Below are 21,800 nucleotides of genomic sequence, written 5' to 3' on the forward strand. Positions count from 1 at the left end.
TCCCGCAAAGCTGAGACCTTCGCTCGCCCGGCGTTCTGCCGGGCTAACCCCGCTGGCGACTGGCCTGAATGGCAGCAAAGGTTACCGGACGAAACCCCCATGCGTCGACGCCGACATCATGCTGGCGCGTCATCGGCTTCAGACGACCGTGCGAATGACCGTGCAGGTTTACCGATCTCTTGCCGATCTGGTTCCAGGTGCGAAAAGGATAGTGACACAGAACCAGCAAGCGGCCCTCGACAAGAAGCTCCATGTAGTGGTGCACGCTCGCCCAGGCCGGGTCGCCAATGGTGGCGGCGCTGTCATTGTTGCCAATAATCAGGTGCTTGGACCCGTTAAGAGACGACAGCAGTGAAGAGACGGTCTCGGCTGGACCCTTGGCGAAATCGCCGAGGTGCCAGACCTCGTCGTTCGGGCCAACCGTTTCGTTCCAAAACGCAACCAGCGCCTGGTCATGCTCGACCAACGAGGCGAAGGGACGCCGGTCGAGGCGCAGAATGCGCGGATCGTTGAAATGCGTATCGGAAGTGAAGAAGATCATGCGCCGCGGCCGGCTGCGATGCGCGATTGGCGGTCGCCTCTAACTGCCGGAGCGCTCTTCGGCTTCATCATCGATCCCGATCGGGGCTTCCCTGAGCATCTTGAGTGCCTCTTCCTTCGTAAGGCCGCACTTGCGCGCGAAGTAGAGCGCCTCGATCGCCTTTTCGCGATCCGCCGTGGATTTTGCGTGCTGTTTGGGCTTTTTGCCCATCGTTCTCTGCCACCTTCCGAGGCCACCAAACCATCACAGTGCCGCGTTGTTCCCGTGCATGGGCTGACCTGCCGGACTGCGCGAATGCCGATGTCGCCGACACCGCGCGAGCCCCCGGACAGCGCGTATATCAGCCGGCTCGCGACAACGGTGGAGCGACTCCAACCCCGACAGCGTGAATTCAAACGAAAGCCCGCGCCGTGGGAGGGCCCGGCGCGGGCGATCGGGCTACCGATCTTGCAGCGCGGGGGTCGACCGCTGCATGGCTCGAACTGTGCAAGCGAGCATTTGTTCCGGGCCGCATGCAAAGCATCGGCGTTTCATTGCATCCTGGGGGACACAACCAGCATTTCGCTTCAGTCCGCCGCCGATGTGGGAGGATGAATACCGCCTTGCGCTAATTCGTCCGCCCTGGACACGAAACCAACCGCGCATTGAGCGCGAAGCTTCGGCGATTTAAAACACCTGCACTGGAATATTTCCGGGCGCATGGAACATCTCCGGTCGCTGATGTTTAGGCCGGAATGACGATGATCTCTGTTCTTACAATGATTTACTCTCTCGCCATCTTTATCGGCGCGAAGCGGCGCAACCTCTTGGTGAATGCGAAACTCGATAGAGCTTTGCGCAATATGGCTGGCGCAGAACTGAATCATCGTGGCCAGTAAACCGCAACAGCGCCGGTTCCAGTTCACAGCCAGTGTCCTCGCAGCCGCTACCTCGGTTCGGGTGGCAAGCGGCTCGGCAGGACTGCAAGGGCCGCCCCCTCTGGGCTGGCTGGTGCGTGGTCGATCCGATTTAGTCGATGAGGGCGGAGCACGCTGGCTCGAATTGGGGAGCCACGTCCACGATCCCCGCACCGGGGCACGCACCTTTAGGTCCGGCCCACGCGAGTGGCTTCGGAGGACCTATCCATGAACGATGATGATCCTATAAATTCGCTCGCCAATGCAATTCGTCATCGCAGCGCAATTTTGTTTGTGGGGGCGGGGGTATCGATCAGCGTCGGACTTCCGTCTTGGGAGAAGCTCATCGAGCGAATGGCAAAGGAGCTCGGCGTCGACGATGAATTTTCCACGCGACGCGATCGTTTTCAGACCTTGGCCGAATACTATCGGATCAAGCATGGCAGCATCGGACCACTTCGCAGTTGGATGGACAGAAACTGGTCTGTCGCCAAGGAACGGATCGAGAAATCGGAATTGCACCGTCTCATCGTGACGCTCGATTTTCCCGTCATCTATACGACGAACTATGACCGGAACCTGGAACTCGCTTTTGAAATCCACGGTCGAGAGTACGTGAAAGTGGCCAACGCACGGCACGTTGCGCAGGCCCGTCGAGGCATAACGCACATCGTGAAATTTCACGGCGACTTTGACGAGGACTCTTCCCTTGTCCTCACCGAAACCGACTATCTTGACCGCCTGTCCTTCAATTCTCCCCTTGATGTCCGCTTTCGTTCCGATGCTCTCGGCAGCACGATCCTGTTCATTGGCTATAGCCTCTCCGATCCAAACATCAGGCTGCTGTTGCACCGGCTTTGGCAGACCTGGCACCGGTCTGGATATGAGAAAGATCGTCCCCCTTCGTTCATCTTCATGCCCAGCCGCAACCCTGTGGAGGAGGCCGTGCTTGGGCGCTGGGGTATTTCGGTGCTCGTTGGCGCAGGTGATGATCCTGAAGCCGGTCTGACGGATTTCCTCAGGCGTTTGGTGGAAGCGGTGGCGGTGACCTGAGGCGCGCTCCCTGGTGGACTGCAGTCGGGTTTTCTCAGGTGCGCGGCGACCGACGCACCAGGCGGTAGCCGACAGGCGCCAGATCGGCGACTGTTGGAGCCACGACTTCCACAATCAATCCCGCCGCCTCATCTTGGCGTGAAGTCGATCTCCGGCGTCAATTGCCGGCAATATGCACAAACCAGGTCAATCGTCGTTTGCACATCATCCAGGCAAACAACTTCCGACGGGGTATGCATGTAACGCAAAGGCACGGAGAGCACCCCACTTGCGACGCCGCCTCGGTTCTGCTGCATGACACGCGCGTCGGTAGGGCTTGAGCTGCCCACCGCCTGAAGCTGATAAGGTAGGCCCTCTTTCTCGGCCACCGACTTCAGCAGATTGAACACCACCGGGTTGGTGTTCGCGCCTTGAGTGATTGCCGGCCCTTTCCCAAGGTCCAGTTTGCCCTGATCCTCGGCGCGAGCGCGCGGATAGTCCATTGCCACGCCCATATCAATTGCGAGGCCGGTTCGAGGTGCGATGTTGAACGCTGAGGTCATCGCGCCTCGGGAACCAATTTCCTCTTGAACCGTACCCAGGATATAGAGGCCCACGCCGGGGTGAGCGCCTCCCTCCTCGGAGAGGCAGCGCAGCACCTCGGCGCCGATGAGGAGGCCGACCTTGTTGTCGAACGCTCGTCCGACAGCAAGGTTGCCCTGTAGCGCCGCAAACTCGCCATGGATCGTGACCGCGCTGCCGACCTCTACGACCTTCAACGCTTCCTCTCGCGAACTCGCGCCGATATCGATCCATAGTTCCATCAGCGAGGGAGTTTGAGACGTGTCAGAGGCTTTGAAGGTCTGGATTGCTTTGCGACCCACGACGCCCAGGATCGGCTCCTTGCCATGCACCCAGACACGCTGGCCGATTTCAGTGGCAACATCCGTTCCACCTATGGTGCTGAAGAAAAGAAAGCCGTCATCGTCGATGTAATGGACGATGAAGCCGACCTCATCCATGTGCCCGGCATACATGAAGCGCATAGACGCCTCAGGATTGATGATCGCTGTGACATTGCCCATGACGTCCGTCGTCAACCTGTGGGCATACGGACGAACATACTCGCGGAAAAGCTCCGCTACGGGTTGCTCAAACCCGCTCGGCGACGGGGTCGCCACAATTTCCTTCAAGAACTTGAGTGATTCATCGCGCATCAAGCTGACTTTCACGGTTCACGGGGTGGAGGGCCATTCGAGCATGGTCATACTCGTCGGGCTTCGCGCCAATTTTGGCCTTCTTCGGTGCGATCGCCCGCGAATTGGTCAGCCCAAGGCAGGTTGTGGAGCCAGGCTTCGCGCCGGGGGGTCCAAAGCTCGTATGTCGGGAGAAGGTCGTTTGGCGCATCATCGAGAGTGCCGGTCATGATCTCGGCTTCGTCGTCGCGGAGATTCACCACGCGCGACCCGCATGCCGGACAAAAACCTCTGCCGTTGAACGCTGCAAGCTCGCCCTTGCACTGGTAAGCCGACCGCGGCCACACGGCAAAGGCACTGTAGGTGCTGCCGCTGGTTCGCTTGCAATCCTGGCAATGACACAAGCCAACGCGCAACGGCGCGCCGGTAACAACATACCTCACAGACCCGCAAAGACAGCCGCCGGTCCGCTCCATCTTGTCAACCTCGTCGTTCATGGTCGCCGCCGACATGAGTGAGGCAAGCGTGTTGGACTCCGCTCTGCTGTTTGCATCGAGGCATCAAGTTAATGGGCAATGTCTTCAACAAGGCCTAGCTCCAAAGCTCTTGCTGCCATCAGGTAGCAGCTGTTCAGGGCATGGTCGCGCAGCTCTTCCAGCGATGTTCGAGAACCTTGGACGAGATCGGCGAACCCTTCATTCTCGAGTCGCTCTGCCGTTTCCAACAGCGCAAGTTGTTCGCGAACGATCTGAAGACAGCTTCGAATTGGTCCATTCAGAACCAAGTCTTTCTCAAGCCTTCTTTCATGAATCAGCAGGACTGCTTGCGGGCAAAGGAACCTGCAGGCTTTCGGGAATGCGGCAAGGACCGTTACCCCGGCAGAGTAAACCGTATTCTTGCCAATGATGTAGCCGTTGCGGCCCGAGTGTTTCAGAAAAAGTTTGAACTCTAGAGCTAGACGTCGCGCGCCGTCGGCGTCGCCTCCGGGCGTGTCGATTTCAACGTAGAGAGCGTCTTCCCCGGAACGCACGGCTTTCAAATCGTCCAAGGCTTTGGTGACGACAGTGTCATCAATCAAGCCGTGTATACGCAAGTTTGGATCGAACAAAAGCCGGTGAAGGTCTGGAGCGGGCGGCGGGGAGACGGTGTGTTCGGCAGACTGGGGCAACAGGTCCATATAGGCATCCTCATTATGGGGGCCGAACTTAGTTGGTACCCTTTTGTTCCCTTGAGGGAGTTCGAGCGGTGGTGATCACAGCCGCGTCTCTCGGCGGCTGTGGAGCTCCCTCTTTCATTGCAGATCCTTTTCGCACCAGGCCCGGTAGAGGCACCTCAGCCGCTAGGTTGGCTCCATGGGCATATCGGGCATTTGCCGGAGCTGACGCAGTCGCTTTGCTGATTTCTGCCACGTCCGGGACCAGTCCTGTGGACGGTTCAACTCGACGGCCTCAATGGTTCCCGGCTGCTGCCTTCCGGACCCCCGCGGTCGGGCTATTTTTCCTGGCCGTGCCATTTTTCCGGGGGGCTGAAACAAACAGCTTTGTTGGCAGTTCTAGCGTCCGGAGCACCGGCTCCGCGCGGCGCGGCCGAGCGGCCGGGGCTGTCCGGCAGGAGGTCCAGCAATGTCTCACGATATGCAAAGACGATTTGCAACGCGCTTGATCGCGATTGCGCTGATGCTCTCGGCCAGTGGCGTGGCGCCTGTCCTGGCCCAGGATACCCCGACCGACTTCACAGCGATCATCCAGCAGAAATTGCCGGCCGTGGTCGCGATCACGACCCGGGAGGTTGTCCAGGACCAGACGACGGCGGGCGACTTTACAAGTCCGTTCGACGGCCAGGGCCTCGGACCCGTTCAGCCGCAGGTGAGGGAGGCGCTTGGCTCCGGATTTGTGATCAGTGCCGACGGCTACATCGTCACCAACAACCATGTCGTTGCCGATGCGACAGAGATCCATGTCGTATTTTCCGACAAGGAAACGGCGCCGGCGCAATTGGTCGGCCGTGACCCCGCCACCGATATAGCGGTGCTGAAGGTCGACCCGCGGCCCAACATGACCACGACCAAATGGGGCGACTCGGATGCAATGCAGCCGGGCGCATGGACAATCGCGATCGGCAGTCCCTTCGGGCTCGGAGGGACAGTCACTGTCGGCGTCCTTTCGGCCCGCTCGCGAGACATTCAAGCCGGGCCGTACGACGATTTTCTCCAGACGGACGCGTCGATCAACCGAGGCAACTCGGGCGGTCCGCTGTTCAACGCACGTGGCGAGGTGATCGGCGTCAACACCGCCATTGTCTCGCCGTCGGGCGGCAGCATCGGAATCGGGTTTGCGGTGCCATCGCGTACCGCCCAGAGCATCGCCGACCAGTTGATCCGAACCGGCCGGATCGAGCGCGGCTTCATCGGGGTCCGCCTGCAGGACATCACGCCGTCGCTGGCTGAGGCCCTCGGGCTTAAGGATGACAAGGGCGCGCTGGTTGCTTCGGTTGAGCCCGGCAGCCCGGCGGAGAAAGCCGGCTTGAAGCCGGGTGACGTGATCACCCGGTTCAACGGCAAAGGCATTGAGGGTGTCCATGACCTCACGCTTGCGACGGCTAGCCAGAAGCCTGGCAGCAAGGCCACTCTGACACGGAGTAACGGCGGCAAGGACCAGGAGATCGCGCTTGTCATCGGTGAGCGCAAGGATGCGGAGGTGAAGACCGGCGCTGTTCCCGACAAGAAGTCGGCGGCAGAAGGCCTCGGCCTATCGCTCAGCCCGATTCCGGATCAGGCGCGTCAGCAGCTCGGCATCAAATCAGGAACGACCGGCGTCTTCGTCGTGGAAGTGGTTCCCGATGGCCTTGCCGCCCGGAGCGGATTGCAGCCGGGCGATGTCATCATATCGGCCAACGATCGCCGCGTGACGGAGCCTTCGGATATCGTCGAGGAGTGGGCGAACTCTCGCCGGCAGAGCAAGCCCATCCTGTTTCGGCTGGAAAGGCAGGGGCAGTCCGTGTTCGTGGCGGTCGCCGGGAAATGACCGTCTCCAGGACGGCCATGTGACTGCACCACGATCCGCTTGCGGATCCGCTCCAAAGGCGCCGGAGCCCAGGTGCAACGGGGAAGCATCGCCGCAGAAAGTTTGCGGGATGCGCTCATTGGCCAGGCGCGCAACGCGCACTTATTCTGCAGCGTCAGAGCTCTTTTGAGCTCGTCGTGCTCGAGTGTGCTCGCCATCCTCAGGCAGTTTCGCGCCTTGCCGTAAGCCGTGCCTGGAGAAGGACGACGACGAGCAAAAACAGCCCGCGGATCACCGACTGCCAGTAGGCTGACAGCGAAATCCAACCCATGCCGTTTTCGAAGTTCAGGACGTTGAAAAGGATCCCGAGCAAGAGCACGCCGGCCAGCGTGGTCAACACCGAGCCCGAGCCGCCGGTCAGCAGCGTCCCGCCCACGACCACGGCTGCGATGGCAAACAGCTCCCAGCCGACGCCCTCGATCGGCTGGCCTGCGCCGAACTGAGAAGCGAGGACGACGCCGGCGAGCCCGGCCAGGCACCCGCTTGCGACATAGACGAGAAATTTGACGCGGTCAGTGCGCAGCCCCATCAGCCGCGAGGCATCCTCGCCGCCGCCGATGGCCAGCACCGTCCGTCCCGTGCTGGTGTAGTTCAGGACCACTGAGCCGACGGCATAGGCAACCAGGGCGATGACTGCCGGAATCGGGAAAATCCAGAAATTCCCTTGGCCGATGGCGGTGAAACCCGAATCGTAAGACACCGAAACGGTCTGGTTGCCGGCCAGAAGCAGCGCCGAGCCGCTTGCGGCCAGCATGGTGGCAAGCGTGGCGATGAAAGGCATCAGGTTGCCGCGCGTAACCAGGAGCGCGTTGATCAGCCCGGCTGCTAGGCCGGCGCCAACGCCCGCTGCAAGGCCTGCCACGATGCCGTGCGGGCTCGCCAGGGCCGACGCGACGCTGCCCAAGGCGGCGACGGAGCCGACGGACAGGTCTATGCCGCCGGTCATGATCACGAAGCACATGCCGAGCGCGACGAGCGCGAACATCGAGTTGTAGCGCAGAACACTCATCACGTTGAAGAGGCCGAGGAAGCGGTCGTAACGCAGGAATCCGAACAGGACGAGGGCTGCAAGCGCGATGACGACACCATAGGTGCCGATGATGCGAACCAGTCTGGCGCTGTTCATGAATTACCCCCGGTGTTGCTGCTGCAGCCAGACGGCGAATGCGATGATGCCGGCCTTGACGACGAGCGCAGCGGCGTCGGGCACGCCATTTGCAAGCAGCGTGTAGCGCACCAACTGGATGGTCAGAGCGCCCAGCAGGGTGCCGATGATTGTGGCCTTTCCACCACTCAACAGCGTGCCGCCCACCGCGACCGCCGCGATGGCGTCGAGTTCCATGCCCAGCCCGACGAGATTGGCGTCGCTGGAGGAGTTGATCGCAATGACGACGAGACCGGCTAGCCCCGCGCACAGGCCGCTGATCGCATAGACGGCGAGCTTGATCCTCGATACGGCGATGCCGGCGAGTTCAGAGGCCTTTTCATTGCCGCCGACCGCCAGGATGCTTCGCCCGAACACTGTGCGGTGAAGGGCCCAAGCGGCCGCCGCAACCAGCACGGCCATGATGATGACCTGCGCGGGAATGCCGAGCGGGCGGGCAAGTCCGATCCACTGGAATTGCGGCACGCGGAAGGTCTGCAGATTGCCGTTGGTCATGACCTGCGCGATCCCGCGCCCGGCGATGAACAGCACGAGCGTTGCGACGATCGGTTGGATGCGGAAGCGCGAGACCAACCAGCCGTTGAACAACCCGAACAGGCCGGCGACGAAGATCGAGGCAACCATCGCGACGGCTACCGCCAGACAGATGTTTCCGACCGGGAAGATCGTGCCCATGAAGATCATCGGCGCCAATGCGCCGGAGATCGCCATCAGCGAACCAACCGACAGGTCGATGCCGCCGGTGGCGATCACCAGGGTCATCCCCACCGCGACGATCACAATCGTGCAGACCTGGGTTAGGTTGACGTTGAGTGTCTGCAGCGTCGCGAAATTGCGCGTATAGGCAAGGTTGAAGACCACCAGCAGCACAAGCGCGATCACCGTGCCGTAGCGCGCCAGGAAACCGAACACATCAAAGCGGCGGTTTCCAGCGTCGTTGGCTGCGGATGGTGTGGCCAGATCGCTCACGCTGCCTCCTTCGCCGCGCCGCCATGCGCCATCGCCGCGAGCACGTCCTCCTCGTTGGCTGCCTGGCCTTCCAGTTCGGCCACCCTCACTCCTTCGCGCAGCACGAATATGCGGTCGGCTCCTTCCATCACTTCCTCGAGTTCCGAGGAGATCATCAGCACGCCGAGCCCGTCATCGGCAAGCTTGCGGATGAGGCGCTGGATCTCGGCCTTGGCCCCGACATCGATGCCGCGCGTCGGCTCATCGAGAATGAGCAGCTTCGGGTTCATTGCCAGCCAGCGGGCAAGCAGCACCTTTTGCTGGTTGCCGCCCGACAACTCGCGGACCTTCTGGTTAGGCCCCGAGCATTTGATGTCGAGTTCACGAATGAAGCGCTCGACGATCTCCTTCTGCCGGGCCTCGTTCAGGATGCCATTGCGGCTGATTTTCGGCAGCAGTGCCAGTGTTATGTTCTCCGCGACGGTCATTTCCGGCACGATGCCCTCGGCCTTGCGGTCCTCAGTGCAGAAGCCCATCCCTGCGGCGATGGCGTCAGCGGCACGTGCGGGATGGTAGGACGCGCCCTCCATCGTCATCTCGCCTGCGCTCCGGCGGTCGGCGCCGAATACGAGGCGGGCTGTTTCGGTGCGGCCGGCGCCGAGCAAGCCGGCAAAGCCGGCGATCTCGCCGCGGCGCAGGTCGAAGCTCACGTCACGCACTAACTGGCCGGCCGCCAGCCCTTGCGCGGTAAACAGCACATCACCGATCCTCGACCGATCGCGTTCACCGAACGCGGTCGCATGGCCTTCGACGGCTGCGACGTCGCGGCCGAGCATGGCCGCGACCAGCTCCAGCTTGCCGATGTCGCTCATCGCCGCGCTTCGCACCGTGCGGCCGTCACGCATGATCGTGACCCGGTCGCAGACCTCATACAACTCGTCGAGCTTGTGGCTGACGAACAGAACGGAGACGCCGTCGGCCTTGAGCTGACGGATAACGCTGAACAAGACCGAGACTTCACGCTCGTCCAGCGAGGAGGTCGGCTCATCCATGATCACGAGGCGGGCGGAAAAGCCGATGGCGCGGGCGATCGCCACCATCTGCTGCGTGGCGGTGTTGAAATCGCTGAGCGGGCGGCGCACGTCGATGCCGATCGAGAAGCGGCTGAGCAGGCGCTCGGCTTCCGCATGCATCGCGCTCCAGTCGAGCAGGCCGCGGCGGCGCTTCTCGCGTCCAAGGCAGATGTTCTCGGTCACCGAGCGCAGCGGTACGAGATTGATCTCCTGGTAGATGGTGCTGATGCCGCTGACCTGCGCCTGATGCGGAGACCCAACTTCGAACGGCTTCCGTTCGAACAGCACCTGCCCCGCATCCCGGCGGTAATAGCCGGTGAGCACCTTGATAAGTGTCGATTTGCCCGCACCGTTCTGGCCGATGAGTGCGTGGATCTCGCCCGGAAGCACCTGGAGCGAGGCATCGGCCAGGGCAGGGATGCCGGCAAAACGCTTCTGGATGTCACGCATGTCCAGGAGCAGCGCGGCTTGGTCCGGCTGAGCGGTCATCGTCAAACTCCCAAACCCTACCCGCCGAAGCGGGTAGGGCAACTGGAAAGAAAGTGGATATCAGAACGCAATATCGAAGTCTTTCTTCGCGTTCGTGTCGTCGAAGAAGGCATCCTCGTTCTTGATGAACGGCGGGATCTTCTTGCCGGCCGCATAGTCGGCCATCGTTGCGAAGGCCTTCGGCCCGAACAGCGGGCTGCAAGCGCAGATAGCGCCGATCTTGCCGTCAATGATCGCCTGGACGCCTTCCTTCTCGCCGTCGATCGACAAGATCAGCACATCCTTGCCCGGGGTCTTGCCGGCTGCTTCCAAAGCGGCGATGGCGCCTAGCGCCATCTCATCATTATGCGCGTAGATGATATCCGCATCAGGGTGCGCCTGAAGCAGCGTCTCGGCGACCTGCCGGCCCTTGTCACGGGCGAAGTCGCCGGACTGCGATGCCAGGATGGTGAACTGCGAGTGCTTGGCGATGAAATCGTCGAAGCCTTTCTTGCGGTCGGTAGCGGCCGAGGCTCCGGTCGTGCCTTCCAGCTCGATGATTTTCGACTTGCCATTGGCGTTCTTGACCAGCCATTCGCCGACGCGGGTCGCCTCCTCGATGAAATCCGAACCGATGAAGCAGACATAATCCTCGCCCGGCTTGGCCATGGTGTGATCAACGTCGCGGTCGACCAGAAACACCGGTATGCCGGCATCGCGCGCGGCAAGAATGACCGGCACCAGGGGCTTGTCTTCGCGGGGCGGCAGGAAGATTGCGTCGACGCCCTGCGCGATCATCGAGTTCACGTCGGAGGCCTGCTTGGCCGACGAACCGGCGGCATCCGTGTAGACCAGCTGATGGCCGAGCTTGGCGGCTTCGTCCTGCATGCTCTTGGTCTCGGCAAGGCGCCACGGATTGTTGCTTTCCGTCTGGGCGAAACCGACCTTGTACTTGTCCTTCTTGGCGAGTGGCGGGAGCGCCGCGAAGGCGCGTGAGCCGAGTGTCAGCGCGACCGCGCCGGCGGCGGAGCCAACCAGTAGTTTTCGACGGGTAATGATCATGCTCTTTCCTCCTTTATTGTCGCTTTCAGCGACTGTGTAATTTCCTCACGATATCGGCCCAGACGGCTTCGGCGATGACGCCGTCGGCAAGCTGGATCCGGCGCTATGCCGCCTCCAAAATAAAGTCGGCGCAGCGGTCGCCCAGCATCATGGCGGGCGCCGCCGTATTGCCGGCATTGATGTTGGGGCAGGCCGACATGTCGGCAACCCGCAGATTGTCTATTCCGCGCACGCGCAGCGCCGCGTCCAGCACCGCCATCCGGTCGCTGTCCGAGCCCATCCGGCATGTCCCGGCCGGATGGTAGTTGGTCTTCACAAAGCGCTTGCAATGCTTTGTCATGGCTTCGTCGCTGAGATCATCCTGGCTTGGCACGGCAATGGCCTTGACCCGATCGGCGAGCGGCTTGGTCTGAAAAACCTGCAGGAAATAACGCTGGCCGGAGATCATTTCCCTCATGTCGTCGGGATGTTTAAGGAGGTTCGGCGAAACGATCGGCATGTCCTTCGGATCCGCCGAACGCAGCCTCACGAAACCGCGCGACTTTGGCTTCACCACCACTGTCGTCACGGTAAGCCCATAGGTGTTCTCGACCAAGGTCAGGATATCGCGGTCCAGATAGACGTGCGGTACGCAGAAGGCCTGGATCGTCGGTTCGCCCTCGGGATCGGCCGGATTGACGAAGGCTCCGGCCTCCACCCCCGCTGACAGGATCGTGCCGGTGCCGAAGAGCTTGAAATGCAGGCCGTTCCTGATCATCCTCCAGCCTTGGCCCTGCCTGAAATAGCCGTATGGGCCGTTTGCGGTGGCGATGATCGGCACCTCCGGATGGTCGATCAGGTTTTCGCCGACCCCGGGCAGGTCGGCGACGCAGGAAATGCCGTGCCCGGCAAGCGCCTCGGCGGGGCCGATGCCGGACAGCATGAGCAGTTTCGGCGAGACGAGGGCACCGGACGAGACGATCACGTCGGCATCTGCATGGACGGTATGCTCGGCGCCCGACGCATCCGAATAGACGACGCCGGTGACCCGACCGTTTTCGATCAGCAGCCGGCTGACTGTGCAATTGAGTTTCAGCGTCAGCTTGGGATCATTCGTCAGCGGCTCGATGAAGGCATAGGCGGCGCTGCTGCGCTTTCCCCGCCGGTTCATGAACTGGTAGAAGCCGACCCCGCGCTGCGACGGTCCGTTGAAGTCATGGTTGTACGGCAATCCAAGGCCTTGGACGGCCTGGACGAACCAACGGGAAACATCATCGATGTGGCCTGGATCCGAGACCAGCAGCGGACCTTCGCTGCCATGCAGTTCGCCGCCGAGGCGGTTGTTTCCCTCCATGCCGGTGAAATGCGGCAGCACCGCCTGCCAGTTCCAGCGCACGCCGGCATTGTTGCCGCGCAGCAGTTCGTCCCACTCCTCATAATCGGCCGAGCGGCCTCGCATGTAGACCTGGGCGTTGACCGAGGTGCCGCCGCCCAGCACGTTGCCTTGCGAGATTTCATGGACGCGGCCGTCGAGATGGGCCTGCGGCTCGGTGCGGTGATAGCGCATGAATTTCGAGCCGTTGATCATCTTGAAGATGCCGGGCGGCATGTCGAGCAAGGGATGATGATGGGAATGGCCGGCCTCCAGCAGCAGGGTTCGCCGTCCCGCTTTGACAAGCCTTGCCGCCGCGACGCAGCCGGCTGCTCCGCCGCCCACCACGATATGGTCGTAGGACTGCGTCATGCTTCCGGCGCCTCACGGCTTTCGAATGTACCGCGGACATACTCCCAGGCCGCCGAGAGGTGGTTGAGCAGCGCCCGCTCGGCGCCGTCAGGATCTCGCTCAATGATGGCCTTGCAGATTTCACGATGGCTGAGGAAATTCACGCGGTTGCGCTCGGGCGACCGTGGCATGCGCATCCAATGCGGCGACAGCCATGCGGTAAATGCCTTGTGCACGACAGGCAGCACCGGGTTGCGCGCGATGTCATAGAGCGCTGCGTGGAACGCCACGTCCGTCGCATAGAATTTCTCGGAATCCGGGATGGCCGCCTCGTTCATCGCCAGCGCCGCCCTCAGGGCTGTGACGTCATCCTTGCGGGCATGGATGGCGGCGTTGCGCGCCAGCGACGCCTCGAGGAAGACGCGCATGTCGTAGAGGTTCTTCACGCCCGCCTGGTCGCTCAGCAGATGTCCTACAATGCCGTCGAGGGCGCCGAGCGCGGCATCCAGGCCAGGCCGGCGCGCCACGGGCCGGAACCGCGGACGCGCTTCCACCAGGCCGCGGCTGGCCAGGCGCGCAATCGCCTCACGCACAACGCCCCGGCCGACACCATACTCGATCATCAGTTCGCGCTCGGCCGGCAGGTAGCTGCCGTCGCCAAGCCTTCCGGACGTGATGTCGGCCTCTATGCCGGCCACCATCGCGTCGGCCGCGCGGGCGGCGAGAATAGCCGCGGGCATCTCAGGACGCTCTTCCGTATCCAGCAAGCCTTTTCCTCCCAGATGGTCCTGTTATTAGAAGGTAAATCGGACCAAAGCACAAGCGGTTTGATGCTTTTGTAGGACCAAAAATGACAGACTGGCTTCAGAATCGCTGAAAGATCAACCACATTGTTGCTAGTCAGCGCTGCCGGTGCAATTATGGTCCGATGAAAAAACCTGAATGGAGCGCAGCATGAGCCGCACCGAAATCAAGGAAGTCGAGACCCGGCTGTTCCGGGTCCCACTGCGTGAGGTGATGACCGATGCCAAGCACGGCGCGCACACGCATTTCGAGCTGGTCACCGTCACGCTGAGGCTTGCCGACGGCACCGAGGGCACAGGCTACACCTACACCGGCGGCAGGGGCGGCTATGCGATCAAGGCAATGATCGATCACGACCTCGCGCCGTTCCTCAAGGCTCGCGACACGACGCAGATCGACACGATTTACGACGGCATGCTCTGGCACATCCACTATGTCGGGCGCGGCGGCATCGCTTCTTTCGCGATTTCGGCGATCGACATCGCGTTGTGGGACCTCAAGGGCCGGCGTAGCGGCCTGCCGCTTTGGCAGATGGCGGGCGGGGCCGGGAAGAGCGCCAAGGCCTATCGCGGCGGCATCGACCTAAACTTTACCCTCGATCAGCTTTTGGCCAGCATCGATTCCTATCTCAATGGCGGCTTCACCGGGGTGAAGATCAAGGTCGGCAAGGACGACCTGGCCGAGGATGTGGCCCGGGTGAAGGCAGTTCGCGAGCGCATAGGACCTCATGTCACCTTTATGGTTGACGCTAACTACGCGCTCGACGTCCCGCGAGCGATCGAGGCAGCGAGAGCATTCGCCGCCTACGATCTGCTGTGGTTCGAGGAGCCCATCATACCCGACGACTATGAGGGTTACGCCAGCATTGCCAAGGCGACCGGAATGCCCCTGGCAATGGGAGAAAACCTGCATGTCATCGAGGAGTTCGAGCATGCCTTCGCTTGGTCGAATCTCAGCTACATCCAACCCGACGCCTCCAACTGCGGCGGGGTCACAGGCTGGCTGCGCGTGGCGGCGCTCTCACGCAAGGCTGGCATTCCGGTCTGCAGTCACGGGATGCAGGAACTTCATGTCAGTCTCGTTGCAGGTCAGACAAATGCCGGCTGGGTGGAGGCGCATAGTTTCGATATTGACCTTTACACCACCGAGCCGCTTAGGCTTCAGGATGGTTTGGCGATAGCACCCGACGAGCCTGGAGTGGGCGTTGTCTTCGACTGGCGCAAATTGGCGGATTTTCGCCAATAGCGCCCCCTGAACGGCGGCACGGCCGCATGCATTTTGTCCGGATCCTGATTCCTCGTTAGGCAACGCGGAGAGCCCTTCGACAGGAAGACTTCGACCGTCTGAAGAACGAATTCGCCGCCGCCGCAGCCAGCGGGCATACCGCTTATCGGATGCCACACTTACATTTGTAATTGCAGCGACGCTTCACCGGCTTTAACTCACGCGATCATAGCAGCGACACGACAAATGCAGGCGGCCGCCCGAACACCGGCAGAAGCTGCAAGCATTGGGTGCGCCTGCAGGGAGGCGGCGATGGTTGCAACGCGTACGGACACTGCGCATGCGGTTATGGAGGACTTCATTCTATCGCGGCACCGCTCACTGGTCCGCGAAGTTGGATTTTACGAGGCTATGAGTCAAACCCGACAAGCGATCGCCGCATCGCGCGAGGTGCTGAGGCGCTTTCGCGAACGTCAGGGCGACGACACTGCTCGAGCAAAGAATGCAGACCGTGGTCCTGTCGCCGTGTCAGCCTTCGATGCCGACATCATACGCGCTGCATGCCGAGATCTGATCGCGGAGATGAACGTGCCCGAGTGTCAATGGCGCGAGCTGGCGCGAAGTCTGGTGCGCGAATTCGTGGCCTGCGAGGAGACCGAAGCCGGTTTGGTGGATTGGATCGTCCGCCGGCCAGCGATGACGAAGACGGACGAGGCCGGCCGACCGGAGCCAGCCGGCGAGGCGGCGAATGAGCCAGGAGTCAGTCGACCGCAATCAACGCGAGCAAGCAGATCTCCCGGCGACTTGTTGCGCCGAACTGCGGTGGTCCCAGGATCGGAAACTTTGGCGAGCGGCTTGGACACATCTGATCCTCCTCGTTTTTAGGCGTCCGGCCCCGTGTCCGCATTCGGAGACGAATGCGTCCAGCCGACTGTCTAAGGCAGACGGCGACGGCCATGTCGCGTTGCTCCCGGCCTTCGCTCACAAAGGAGCCCAAGCCGGACGCCAACCAGGCTGCATTAGGCCAATGGGAACAATTTGCGCGGGCCGAGCTTGGGCTAGCGTCGTACAGAGGTGCAAGTATGCAAGATAATTTTGACCGAGCTTCATCCGTCGCGGAGGTTGCGGAATCATTCGTGAGATCCCGGAGGCCGTTCTCTGTCGTATCGACCCGGGATGCGGTCACGATTGTCAGGAAACAGGCAGCTTTTTGCGAGCATACGGATGGCGAGCTTGCGGAGTTGGTGGCGGCAATTGCGGTCAGGCATGGTCGATTGGTCGCGTTCGATCTTGATCTCGACGACACAGGCTTGGAGATCGGTCGCGCAGCATAGCCAACGCCTCACGCAATGAGATAGCCACCGTCAACCGGCAAAATTGCCCCAGTGATGAATCCCGCGAGCGGCGAACACAAGAACAAGGCGGGGCCGGTCAGGTCGCCCGGCGTACCCCAGCGACCCATCGGAGTGCGTTTCATCAATTCCGCGTTGCGAGCTGGATCGGCCCGTGGCGCGGCGGTCATGGCGGTCTCGATCCAGCCAGGCGCCAATGCGTTTACGCGGATGCCATCCCCGGCATAGGCGATGGCGAGCGACTTGGTAAGTTGCACGATGGCGCCCTTGGATGCGGCGTAAGCCGGCGCATGAGCCGCGCCGAAAAACGCGAACATCGAGGCGATGTTGACGATGGCGCCCCCGTTCGAGAGTGCCCCTCGGAACGCGCTCGCACTCCGCATGGAGCCGGTGAGATTGATATCGACCACCGTTTCGAAACCCTGGACAGTGAATTCGGCGGCGCGCAGGTTTACCCCTGCGCAATTTACGAGCGCTGCAACGGATGTGAACTGACTGGAATATCCTTCGACCGCAGTCATGTCCCGGACGTCGAGTACTGAATACGAGACGGGGGTGCCGCATGCACGAGCGGCCGCTACCTCGGCGGCCGTGGCCCCCGTCGCGTGGACGATTGCCCCGGCCCCGGCGAACGCCATGGCGATGCCGTTTCCGATGCCTGTCGTGCCTCCGGTAATGACGACGGTCTTGCCCGCGAAGAAGGGCATCGCCCATGTGGAATCGGTCACCAAGATCTCCTCGTTTCGCCTCTGTGGCGGAGCGCGAACTTACCGCAGCGGAAGACAAACGGGCGGATGTCTACCGCACGAATTGATCGACGAAATCGTCCCCGAGACCCACGCTCGCATAGTGGCTTCTGCACATGTCGATCTTGGTGAAAACGTCCTCGAAACCAATCTGCTTGTTATCCTTGTCCAGGTAAACCATGCAGCCGGAGATGTTGAAGAAGGTGATCATCTCGGGCACGTCGCTTGGGACCGTGAGCGTGTGGATTTCACCGGGCGGCTCGAAAACGTAAGATCCGGTCTCTGCCACCCAGTCGTGTTCAAGGTAGTGCCAACGCCCCTTGATCACATAGCCATGCACGGGGGCCGGATGCAGATGACGGCTTAATATCCCGGCCCGGCGTACGCGGAGCAGATTGCACCACTGGCCTTGCATTGTGTTGAGCATAAGTGGTCGGAACCACACGCCCTTAGCCTGTGGGACCCAGACACGCTCGTCTTCGGGGACGGCAGCGATCGCGATCTCTTTCGGTGCCAGGGGATGGGCGGAGCCGTTGAAGGATTGATACATAGGAACCTCTGTCGCCAATTCATTGGAGTCCATATCAGCGCGATCCTAACAACTGGGCCGAGTTCTGCCGAGGCGCAATCGGGCGCCCACGCATTGGGAAAGTTGTCGGCGCGCGCCCGCCCGCTGCCGCGACCGCAAGCGGGAAGGGTTTCGGGATGGTCCGTTGGGCGTCGAAGACGATCAGTGGGTTCCTTCTTGCCTTATCATGCGGCTATCCGGGAGTGCACCGGGCTGGTTCTGGTCTGGAAGCCCCGGTTGCGGACTTCCAAGGCCAGCAAGGCGAGTTCGACCTCGTCCAATCGCGACGGGCGTGCATTTTCCGGCATGCCTTCGGCGGTGGCCAGGTCGATCAGATACTCGTTCCAGGCCCAGTTCTTGAGCACGGCGCGTTTCTCGTCGGGTGCGAGCACCGGGTCGTCCACGACCTCCATCGGAGAGGCGTAGAATGTCTCGGGCTCCGAAAGCGCCGTCTGTATGTGCGCTGTCTGTGCACCGGCGCCATAGCCGTGACTTGCCTGGAGCCAAGCCAACTGCAGCCGCTGCCAAACCAGGTCGGAAAAGGCCTGTTTTTCCTCCGATACATGTTGTCTCCTGATCTTGGCCGGGGAAGCAGGAGGTGCCGCCTGCACCACGTAATTGAGGCCTTGACGCTCGGCATAACGGATCGCCGCTTCCAGCGTCGGAAAGTTCAGTTCAACCTGGGTCAGGGTGTCCCGGCCACCGGTATAGCCCATCAGCGGCTCGATGAACGGGGCTGTGCGGCGTTCGAAGACCAATCGCCAGTCCCTGTGGGGCTTTGCCGAGGTCATGGCCGAGCGGCAGGGCTGGTAGATCCGCGCCACTGCGCCCTCCGGAAACACTGACCGTCCCATTGACAAAGCCGGCCCGTCTAGACGAGGCCGATTGTCATTGTCCGGCCGGACGGACGTCTTGGTTAGGTTTCTGTTGTCGCTGCTTTGAACTGTCTCCATTGCCTGTCCCTCCCGTTATGAAGGGTCGCACGGGCAGCGGCCGTAAGGGCCGCCACCCATACTGCATCCGTCAGTTCTTCCCGTTGATTGCGATCCGCTTGGCCTTCGCCTGCGCCCGCTCGGTCTTGGGCAACGTCACGGTCAGCACCCCGTTCTTGAAGGCGGCGTTGACCTTGTCTTCTTCAACCTCGTAGCCGAGCGGAATGAGGCGCTCGAAGCGACCGTAGAAGCGCTCGGAGAACTGCCGGTCCTTGTCCTCGGTCTCGGAACGCTTCTCGCCTTTAAGCTTGAGCGCCCCATTTTCCAGCAGGACTTCTATGTCGCTCTCGTCCAGGCCAGGTATTTCCGCCGTGACGCGGACTTCCTTGTCCGTGTCGGAGATTTCGACACTCGGCCAATTGGCGGCGAAAGAGGGACCGAAGGCCGGCAGTCTGGCGCCAAAGCTGCGGAAGGCGTCATCGAACAGCCGGTTTACCTCCCGGTGGAGGGAGACGAAGGGGTCTCGATCTCCGTCGGGGAAGAGACTGGGCGCCGAGTTTCCGTTGCCCCGGCCCCATGGGATCAAGTCACGTACGCTCATTGTCTTTCTCCTTTTGTAGGTCTCTGAGTCGGGCGGGACGCCCGGCTCAAGCGAAAGCCTTCATGGTGGATTGCTCAGGCGGCCAGCTTGTCGGTCTCGACCTTGGGCGCCTCGATCTTCGGCATGGGAGCCCCGCTGGAGATTTCGATCTTGCGCGGTTTCATCTCCTGGGGAACCTCGCGCTTGAGATCGATGCTCAGCAGCCCGTTCTCAAGGCTGGCGCCCTCGACTTTGACATGATCGGCCAGTTCGAACCGACGCTCGAAAGCGCGCCCGTTGATGCCACGGTACAGATACCGGCCGTTCTCATCGCCGGATTGCGACCCGCTCACAACCAGCATGTTGGGCTGGTGGGTGACGGTCAGCTGGTCCTGCGAGAAACCGGCGACCGCCATCGTGATGCGATACTGATCATCATCAACCTTGGCGATATCGTAGGGCGGCCAGTTGTCGAACGAGGCCACACGGCTCGCACTTTCAAGCATGTCGACCATGCGGTCGAAGCCGATGCTGGACCGGTATAGAGGGGTAAAATCGAGGTTTGTCTTCATAGCCACATCCTCCTTTGAGCAACATGGACAACAGAAGGCGCCAAGAGCCTTGCCGCCTCCTGGTGTTGCCGGCCCCATTAGGCTGCCGGCGACCATCAATTTAGAATCGCGACTTACACCTTCAAGAGCAAGAATAGGAAAATTTTCATCGGCAATCTGGGCGAACGCACCAATGCCACCCCTTCCGCCGGCGGGGTCACTCGCCGACGGGTCCATGGCGCAAGAACAACGACGTCGCCCTTAAATCCGATCGACGAATGGTATGAACGCGGCCACTGCCGCGCTGTCACTGCAGTCAGGACCGGCACGCTCATCCGATTGATCCAACTGTTGCAACGCATCCATGATCGTGTCGAAGGTGACCGGTTCACCCGCTCGCGGCAGCATGCGAAGCGCTGGCACGGATTCTACGGCGCAGGCATCCGATGCCCATGACGAAAGAATGGCGCGCTTCTCCTGAGCGTCCAGGGCAACATCGGCCAAAACGTCGTGGGATGTTTGAAATGCCGCGCCGGATGCAGCAAGCGGTCCAGAAAAACGTCAGGGGCCCACGGGTTCAATCGATGCAAAATAGCTCGAAATGGGTCCTTCCATGGATGGTCCTCCGCTTCAGACAATCTCATGCGTGTTTGGCGGCTCTCGCCAGCGGCTGTCGATCACGACCAGGCAGATCATCCAGGAACGACGCTCAACGACTTTCCCTAGGTGATGTCGATACCGAGACTCATCGTCCGGCACCCTGGGCGGCTCGATCACGACCGAAGCGAACGAGCCGTTCGCGATCGAGGGTGGCGATGCTGCACTTCCCCAGATGTTCGGAGCATAGCGAGGGCTGCGGCCTTGGAGCGGCGAGGGGACTTGCCTACATCGCACATGTCGTCGATATGGAGGTCGATGAGTTCGCCGAAGGCTTCAGGCGCGCTAACAGGGCTTTGTCGGCGTCTCACTGCGATCGACTTGGTGTCGGTGCCCCGGCGCCGCGCGACGTCGCGTTGCAGGAAGGTCTCGCTGACGCAGCGTGTGCGGCAGGTTCTAAGGTTATGATGTTAAACAGATGCTGAAAAATCAAGAGCATAGAGTGGCCGTGGCCCCGATGATGGATGGGAAAGATAGATCAATAAAATCAAACATTTATGAGGGTTCGTGTGCAAATACTGCACACGCAAGTTCCGCTTCTCTTCTTTTTTCGTTCCTACGAGGGAGCTGCCGAAAGGCCTTTTCGGACCCTCTTTTGCCGACGATACTATCCGCTCCAATGCGAATGCTCACCAGGATGTCCGTGAACCTGATTGTTGTCTGCGGCGTCCAGTTTGCGTCGTTTGCGTCGTCCAGTTTGCCTGGGGTTCCTGGAAGCTTTTCGAACTTTCTGCGTCGCGGGTCAGCCCGAATTGCGCTTGCTTATGGACTCGTTAGGCCTGTGGTCGGGAGGCTCGGACCGCACCGGCCCACGATATCGCGTCGGCGGCGCCGCACCTACTAGATCGCTTGTGGCTGGCTGCTGCTCAACAGGGGGAACGTCTACGACGCCCGCCTTCCGCATGAGCCAGGCAGGACACAGTTCCTTCAGTACCGATTTTAGATAGTCGACCATGCAAAGGCAACGCTCGTTGCCGCCTGCCGGTTCGGCCGCCGACTTGGCGCTCACATACCGAGCGTTTGAGTGCTTCCGACAGGTCGAGTCGCCTCAGCGAACAACTCAGCCGCTGCTTGCACCTTTTCGGCAGCCTCTTCGACCCGATCGAAGCGCGTCAACACACGACATTGGAGCATCGACAACCGCGCCGCATGGTAAAGCTCGCTGCGCTTGTGACCGTCCAAGTCCAAAGGTTGAAACAGCATCGTCATGGCGAAACCCCTCCCTCCGGTGCCGGCTCTTG

Annotated in this window: 21 protein-coding genes; 4 read left to right on the forward strand and 17 right to left on the reverse strand. The window is 61.3% G+C overall.

The features are described from left to right. Nucleotides 1–43 precede the first annotated feature (43 nt). Complete coding sequence (locus X728_RS147370) at nucleotides 44–541, reverse strand: hydrolase (RefSeq protein ID WP_023832107.1); 498 nt, start codon at nucleotides 539–541, stop codon at nucleotides 44–46. A 39-nt stretch (nucleotides 542–580) separates the two neighbouring features. Beyond that, the gene (locus tag X728_RS1000000169165) at nucleotides 581–751 is read right to left on the reverse strand and encodes a hypothetical protein (RefSeq protein ID WP_023672674.1); all 171 of its coding nucleotides are present in this window, start codon (nucleotides 749–751) and stop codon (nucleotides 581–583) included. A gap of 914 nt (nucleotides 752–1,665) precedes the next feature. Between X728_RS1000000169165 and X728_RS147365 the strand changes: the two genes are divergently transcribed. Further along, on the forward strand, nucleotides 1,666–2,490 hold the full coding sequence (locus X728_RS147365) for an SIR2 family protein (RefSeq protein ID WP_023682459.1): 825 nt from the start codon (nucleotides 1,666–1,668) through the stop codon (nucleotides 2,488–2,490). A gap of 128 nt (nucleotides 2,491–2,618) precedes the next feature. Here X728_RS147365 and X728_RS147360 read toward each other — a convergent pair whose 3' ends face one another. From X728_RS147360 to X728_RS147350, 3 genes are all read right to left on the reverse strand, one after another. Next, nucleotides 2,619–3,686, reverse strand: a complete 1,068-nt coding sequence (locus tag X728_RS147360) for a M20/M25/M40 family metallo-hydrolase (protein ID WP_023832108.1) — start codon at nucleotides 3,684–3,686, stop codon at nucleotides 2,619–2,621. Nucleotides 3,687–3,733: 47 nt separating this feature from the next. Next, a complete protein-coding gene (locus X728_RS147355; RefSeq protein ID WP_245266162.1) occupies nucleotides 3,734–4,162 on the reverse strand; it encodes a GFA family protein in 429 nt (142 codons plus the stop codon). Between the two features lie 68 nt (nucleotides 4,163–4,230). Then, the gene (locus X728_RS147350; RefSeq protein ID WP_023832109.1) at nucleotides 4,231–4,842 is read right to left on the reverse strand and encodes an ATP-dependent Clp protease proteolytic subunit; all 612 of its coding nucleotides are present in this window, start codon (nucleotides 4,840–4,842) and stop codon (nucleotides 4,231–4,233) included. Between the two features lie 445 nt (nucleotides 4,843–5,287). Between X728_RS147350 and X728_RS147345 the strand changes: the two genes are divergently transcribed. Next, the gene (locus X728_RS147345) at nucleotides 5,288–6,688 is read left to right on the forward strand and encodes a Do family serine endopeptidase (protein ID WP_023832110.1); all 1,401 of its coding nucleotides are present in this window, start codon (nucleotides 5,288–5,290) and stop codon (nucleotides 6,686–6,688) included. Between the two features lie 199 nt (nucleotides 6,689–6,887). Here the strand turns inward: X728_RS147345 and X728_RS147340 are convergent, their stop codons facing one another. The 6 genes from X728_RS147340 to X728_RS147315 form a co-directional block, all read right to left on the reverse strand. Next, nucleotides 6,888–7,853: an ABC transporter permease gene (locus X728_RS147340; RefSeq protein WP_023672667.1), complete on the reverse strand. Its 966-nt coding sequence runs from the start codon at nucleotides 7,851–7,853 to the stop codon at nucleotides 6,888–6,890. A 3-nt stretch (nucleotides 7,854–7,856) separates the two neighbouring features. Then, nucleotides 7,857–8,804, reverse strand: coding sequence for an ABC transporter permease (locus X728_RS147335; RefSeq protein ID WP_245261913.1), 948 nt, complete (start codon nucleotides 8,802–8,804; stop codon nucleotides 7,857–7,859). A gap of 53 nt (nucleotides 8,805–8,857) precedes the next feature. After that, complete coding sequence (locus X728_RS147330; RefSeq protein WP_023682466.1) at nucleotides 8,858–10,402, reverse strand: sugar ABC transporter ATP-binding protein; 1,545 nt, start codon at nucleotides 10,400–10,402, stop codon at nucleotides 8,858–8,860. 60 nt (nucleotides 10,403–10,462) lie between these two features. Beyond that, nucleotides 10,463–11,443: an ABC transporter substrate-binding protein gene (locus X728_RS147325; RefSeq protein WP_023832111.1), complete on the reverse strand. Its 981-nt coding sequence runs from the start codon at nucleotides 11,441–11,443 to the stop codon at nucleotides 10,463–10,465. A 103-nt stretch (nucleotides 11,444–11,546) separates the two neighbouring features. Next, nucleotides 11,547–13,166 carry a GMC family oxidoreductase gene (locus tag X728_RS147320; RefSeq protein ID WP_023672663.1) on the reverse strand — a complete coding sequence of 540 codons (1,620 nt, stop codon included), beginning with the start codon at nucleotides 13,164–13,166 and terminating at the stop codon, nucleotides 11,547–11,549. After that, a complete protein-coding gene (locus X728_RS147315; protein ID WP_023832112.1) occupies nucleotides 13,163–13,912 on the reverse strand; it encodes an FCD domain-containing protein in 750 nt (249 codons plus the stop codon). Before X728_RS147315 ends, X728_RS147320 begins: the two co-directional genes overlap by 4 nt. Before the next feature lie 187 nt (nucleotides 13,913–14,099). On the opposite strand from X728_RS147315, the gene X728_RS147310 reads away from it, so the two are divergent. Further along, nucleotides 14,100–15,194: a mandelate racemase/muconate lactonizing enzyme family protein gene (locus tag X728_RS147310; RefSeq protein WP_023745094.1), complete on the forward strand. Its 1,095-nt coding sequence runs from the start codon at nucleotides 14,100–14,102 to the stop codon at nucleotides 15,192–15,194. Nucleotides 15,195–15,485: 291 nt separating this feature from the next. Then, nucleotides 15,486–16,058, forward strand: coding sequence for a hypothetical protein (locus tag X728_RS1000000169170; RefSeq protein ID WP_196814988.1), 573 nt, complete (start codon nucleotides 15,486–15,488; stop codon nucleotides 16,056–16,058). Between the two features lie 457 nt (nucleotides 16,059–16,515). On the opposite strand, the gene X728_RS147295 is transcribed toward X728_RS1000000169170, so the two are convergent. The 6 genes from X728_RS147295 to X728_RS10480 form a co-directional block, all read right to left on the reverse strand. Continuing rightward, entirely contained in the window at nucleotides 16,516–17,253 is a 738-nt protein-coding gene (locus X728_RS147295) for an SDR family oxidoreductase (RefSeq protein WP_245266163.1), read from the reverse strand. 70 nt (nucleotides 17,254–17,323) lie between these two features. After that, the gene (locus X728_RS147290; protein ID WP_023752250.1) at nucleotides 17,324–17,821 is read right to left on the reverse strand and encodes a 2,4'-dihydroxyacetophenone dioxygenase family protein; all 498 of its coding nucleotides are present in this window, start codon (nucleotides 17,819–17,821) and stop codon (nucleotides 17,324–17,326) included. Nucleotides 17,822–18,024: 203 nt separating this feature from the next. Next, nucleotides 18,025–18,663, reverse strand: a complete 639-nt coding sequence (locus tag X728_RS147285) for an NADH dehydrogenase ubiquinone Fe-S protein 4 (protein WP_348528162.1) — start codon at nucleotides 18,661–18,663, stop codon at nucleotides 18,025–18,027. 199 nt (nucleotides 18,664–18,862) lie between these two features. After that, nucleotides 18,863–19,372, reverse strand: coding sequence for an Hsp20/alpha crystallin family protein (locus X728_RS147280; protein WP_023714223.1), 510 nt, complete (start codon nucleotides 19,370–19,372; stop codon nucleotides 18,863–18,865). A 74-nt stretch (nucleotides 19,373–19,446) separates the two neighbouring features. After that, nucleotides 19,447–19,923, reverse strand: coding sequence for an Hsp20 family protein (locus tag X728_RS147275; RefSeq protein ID WP_023824891.1), 477 nt, complete (start codon nucleotides 19,921–19,923; stop codon nucleotides 19,447–19,449). Between the two features lie 1,641 nt (nucleotides 19,924–21,564). Continuing rightward, the gene (locus tag X728_RS10480; RefSeq protein WP_023832114.1) at nucleotides 21,565–21,768 is read right to left on the reverse strand and encodes a hypothetical protein; all 204 of its coding nucleotides are present in this window, start codon (nucleotides 21,766–21,768) and stop codon (nucleotides 21,565–21,567) included. Nucleotides 21,769–21,800 lie beyond the last annotated feature (32 nt).

This window comes from Mesorhizobium sp. L103C119B0 (assembly GCF_000502235.1).
GTDB lineage: Bacteria > Pseudomonadota > Alphaproteobacteria > Rhizobiales > Rhizobiaceae > Mesorhizobium.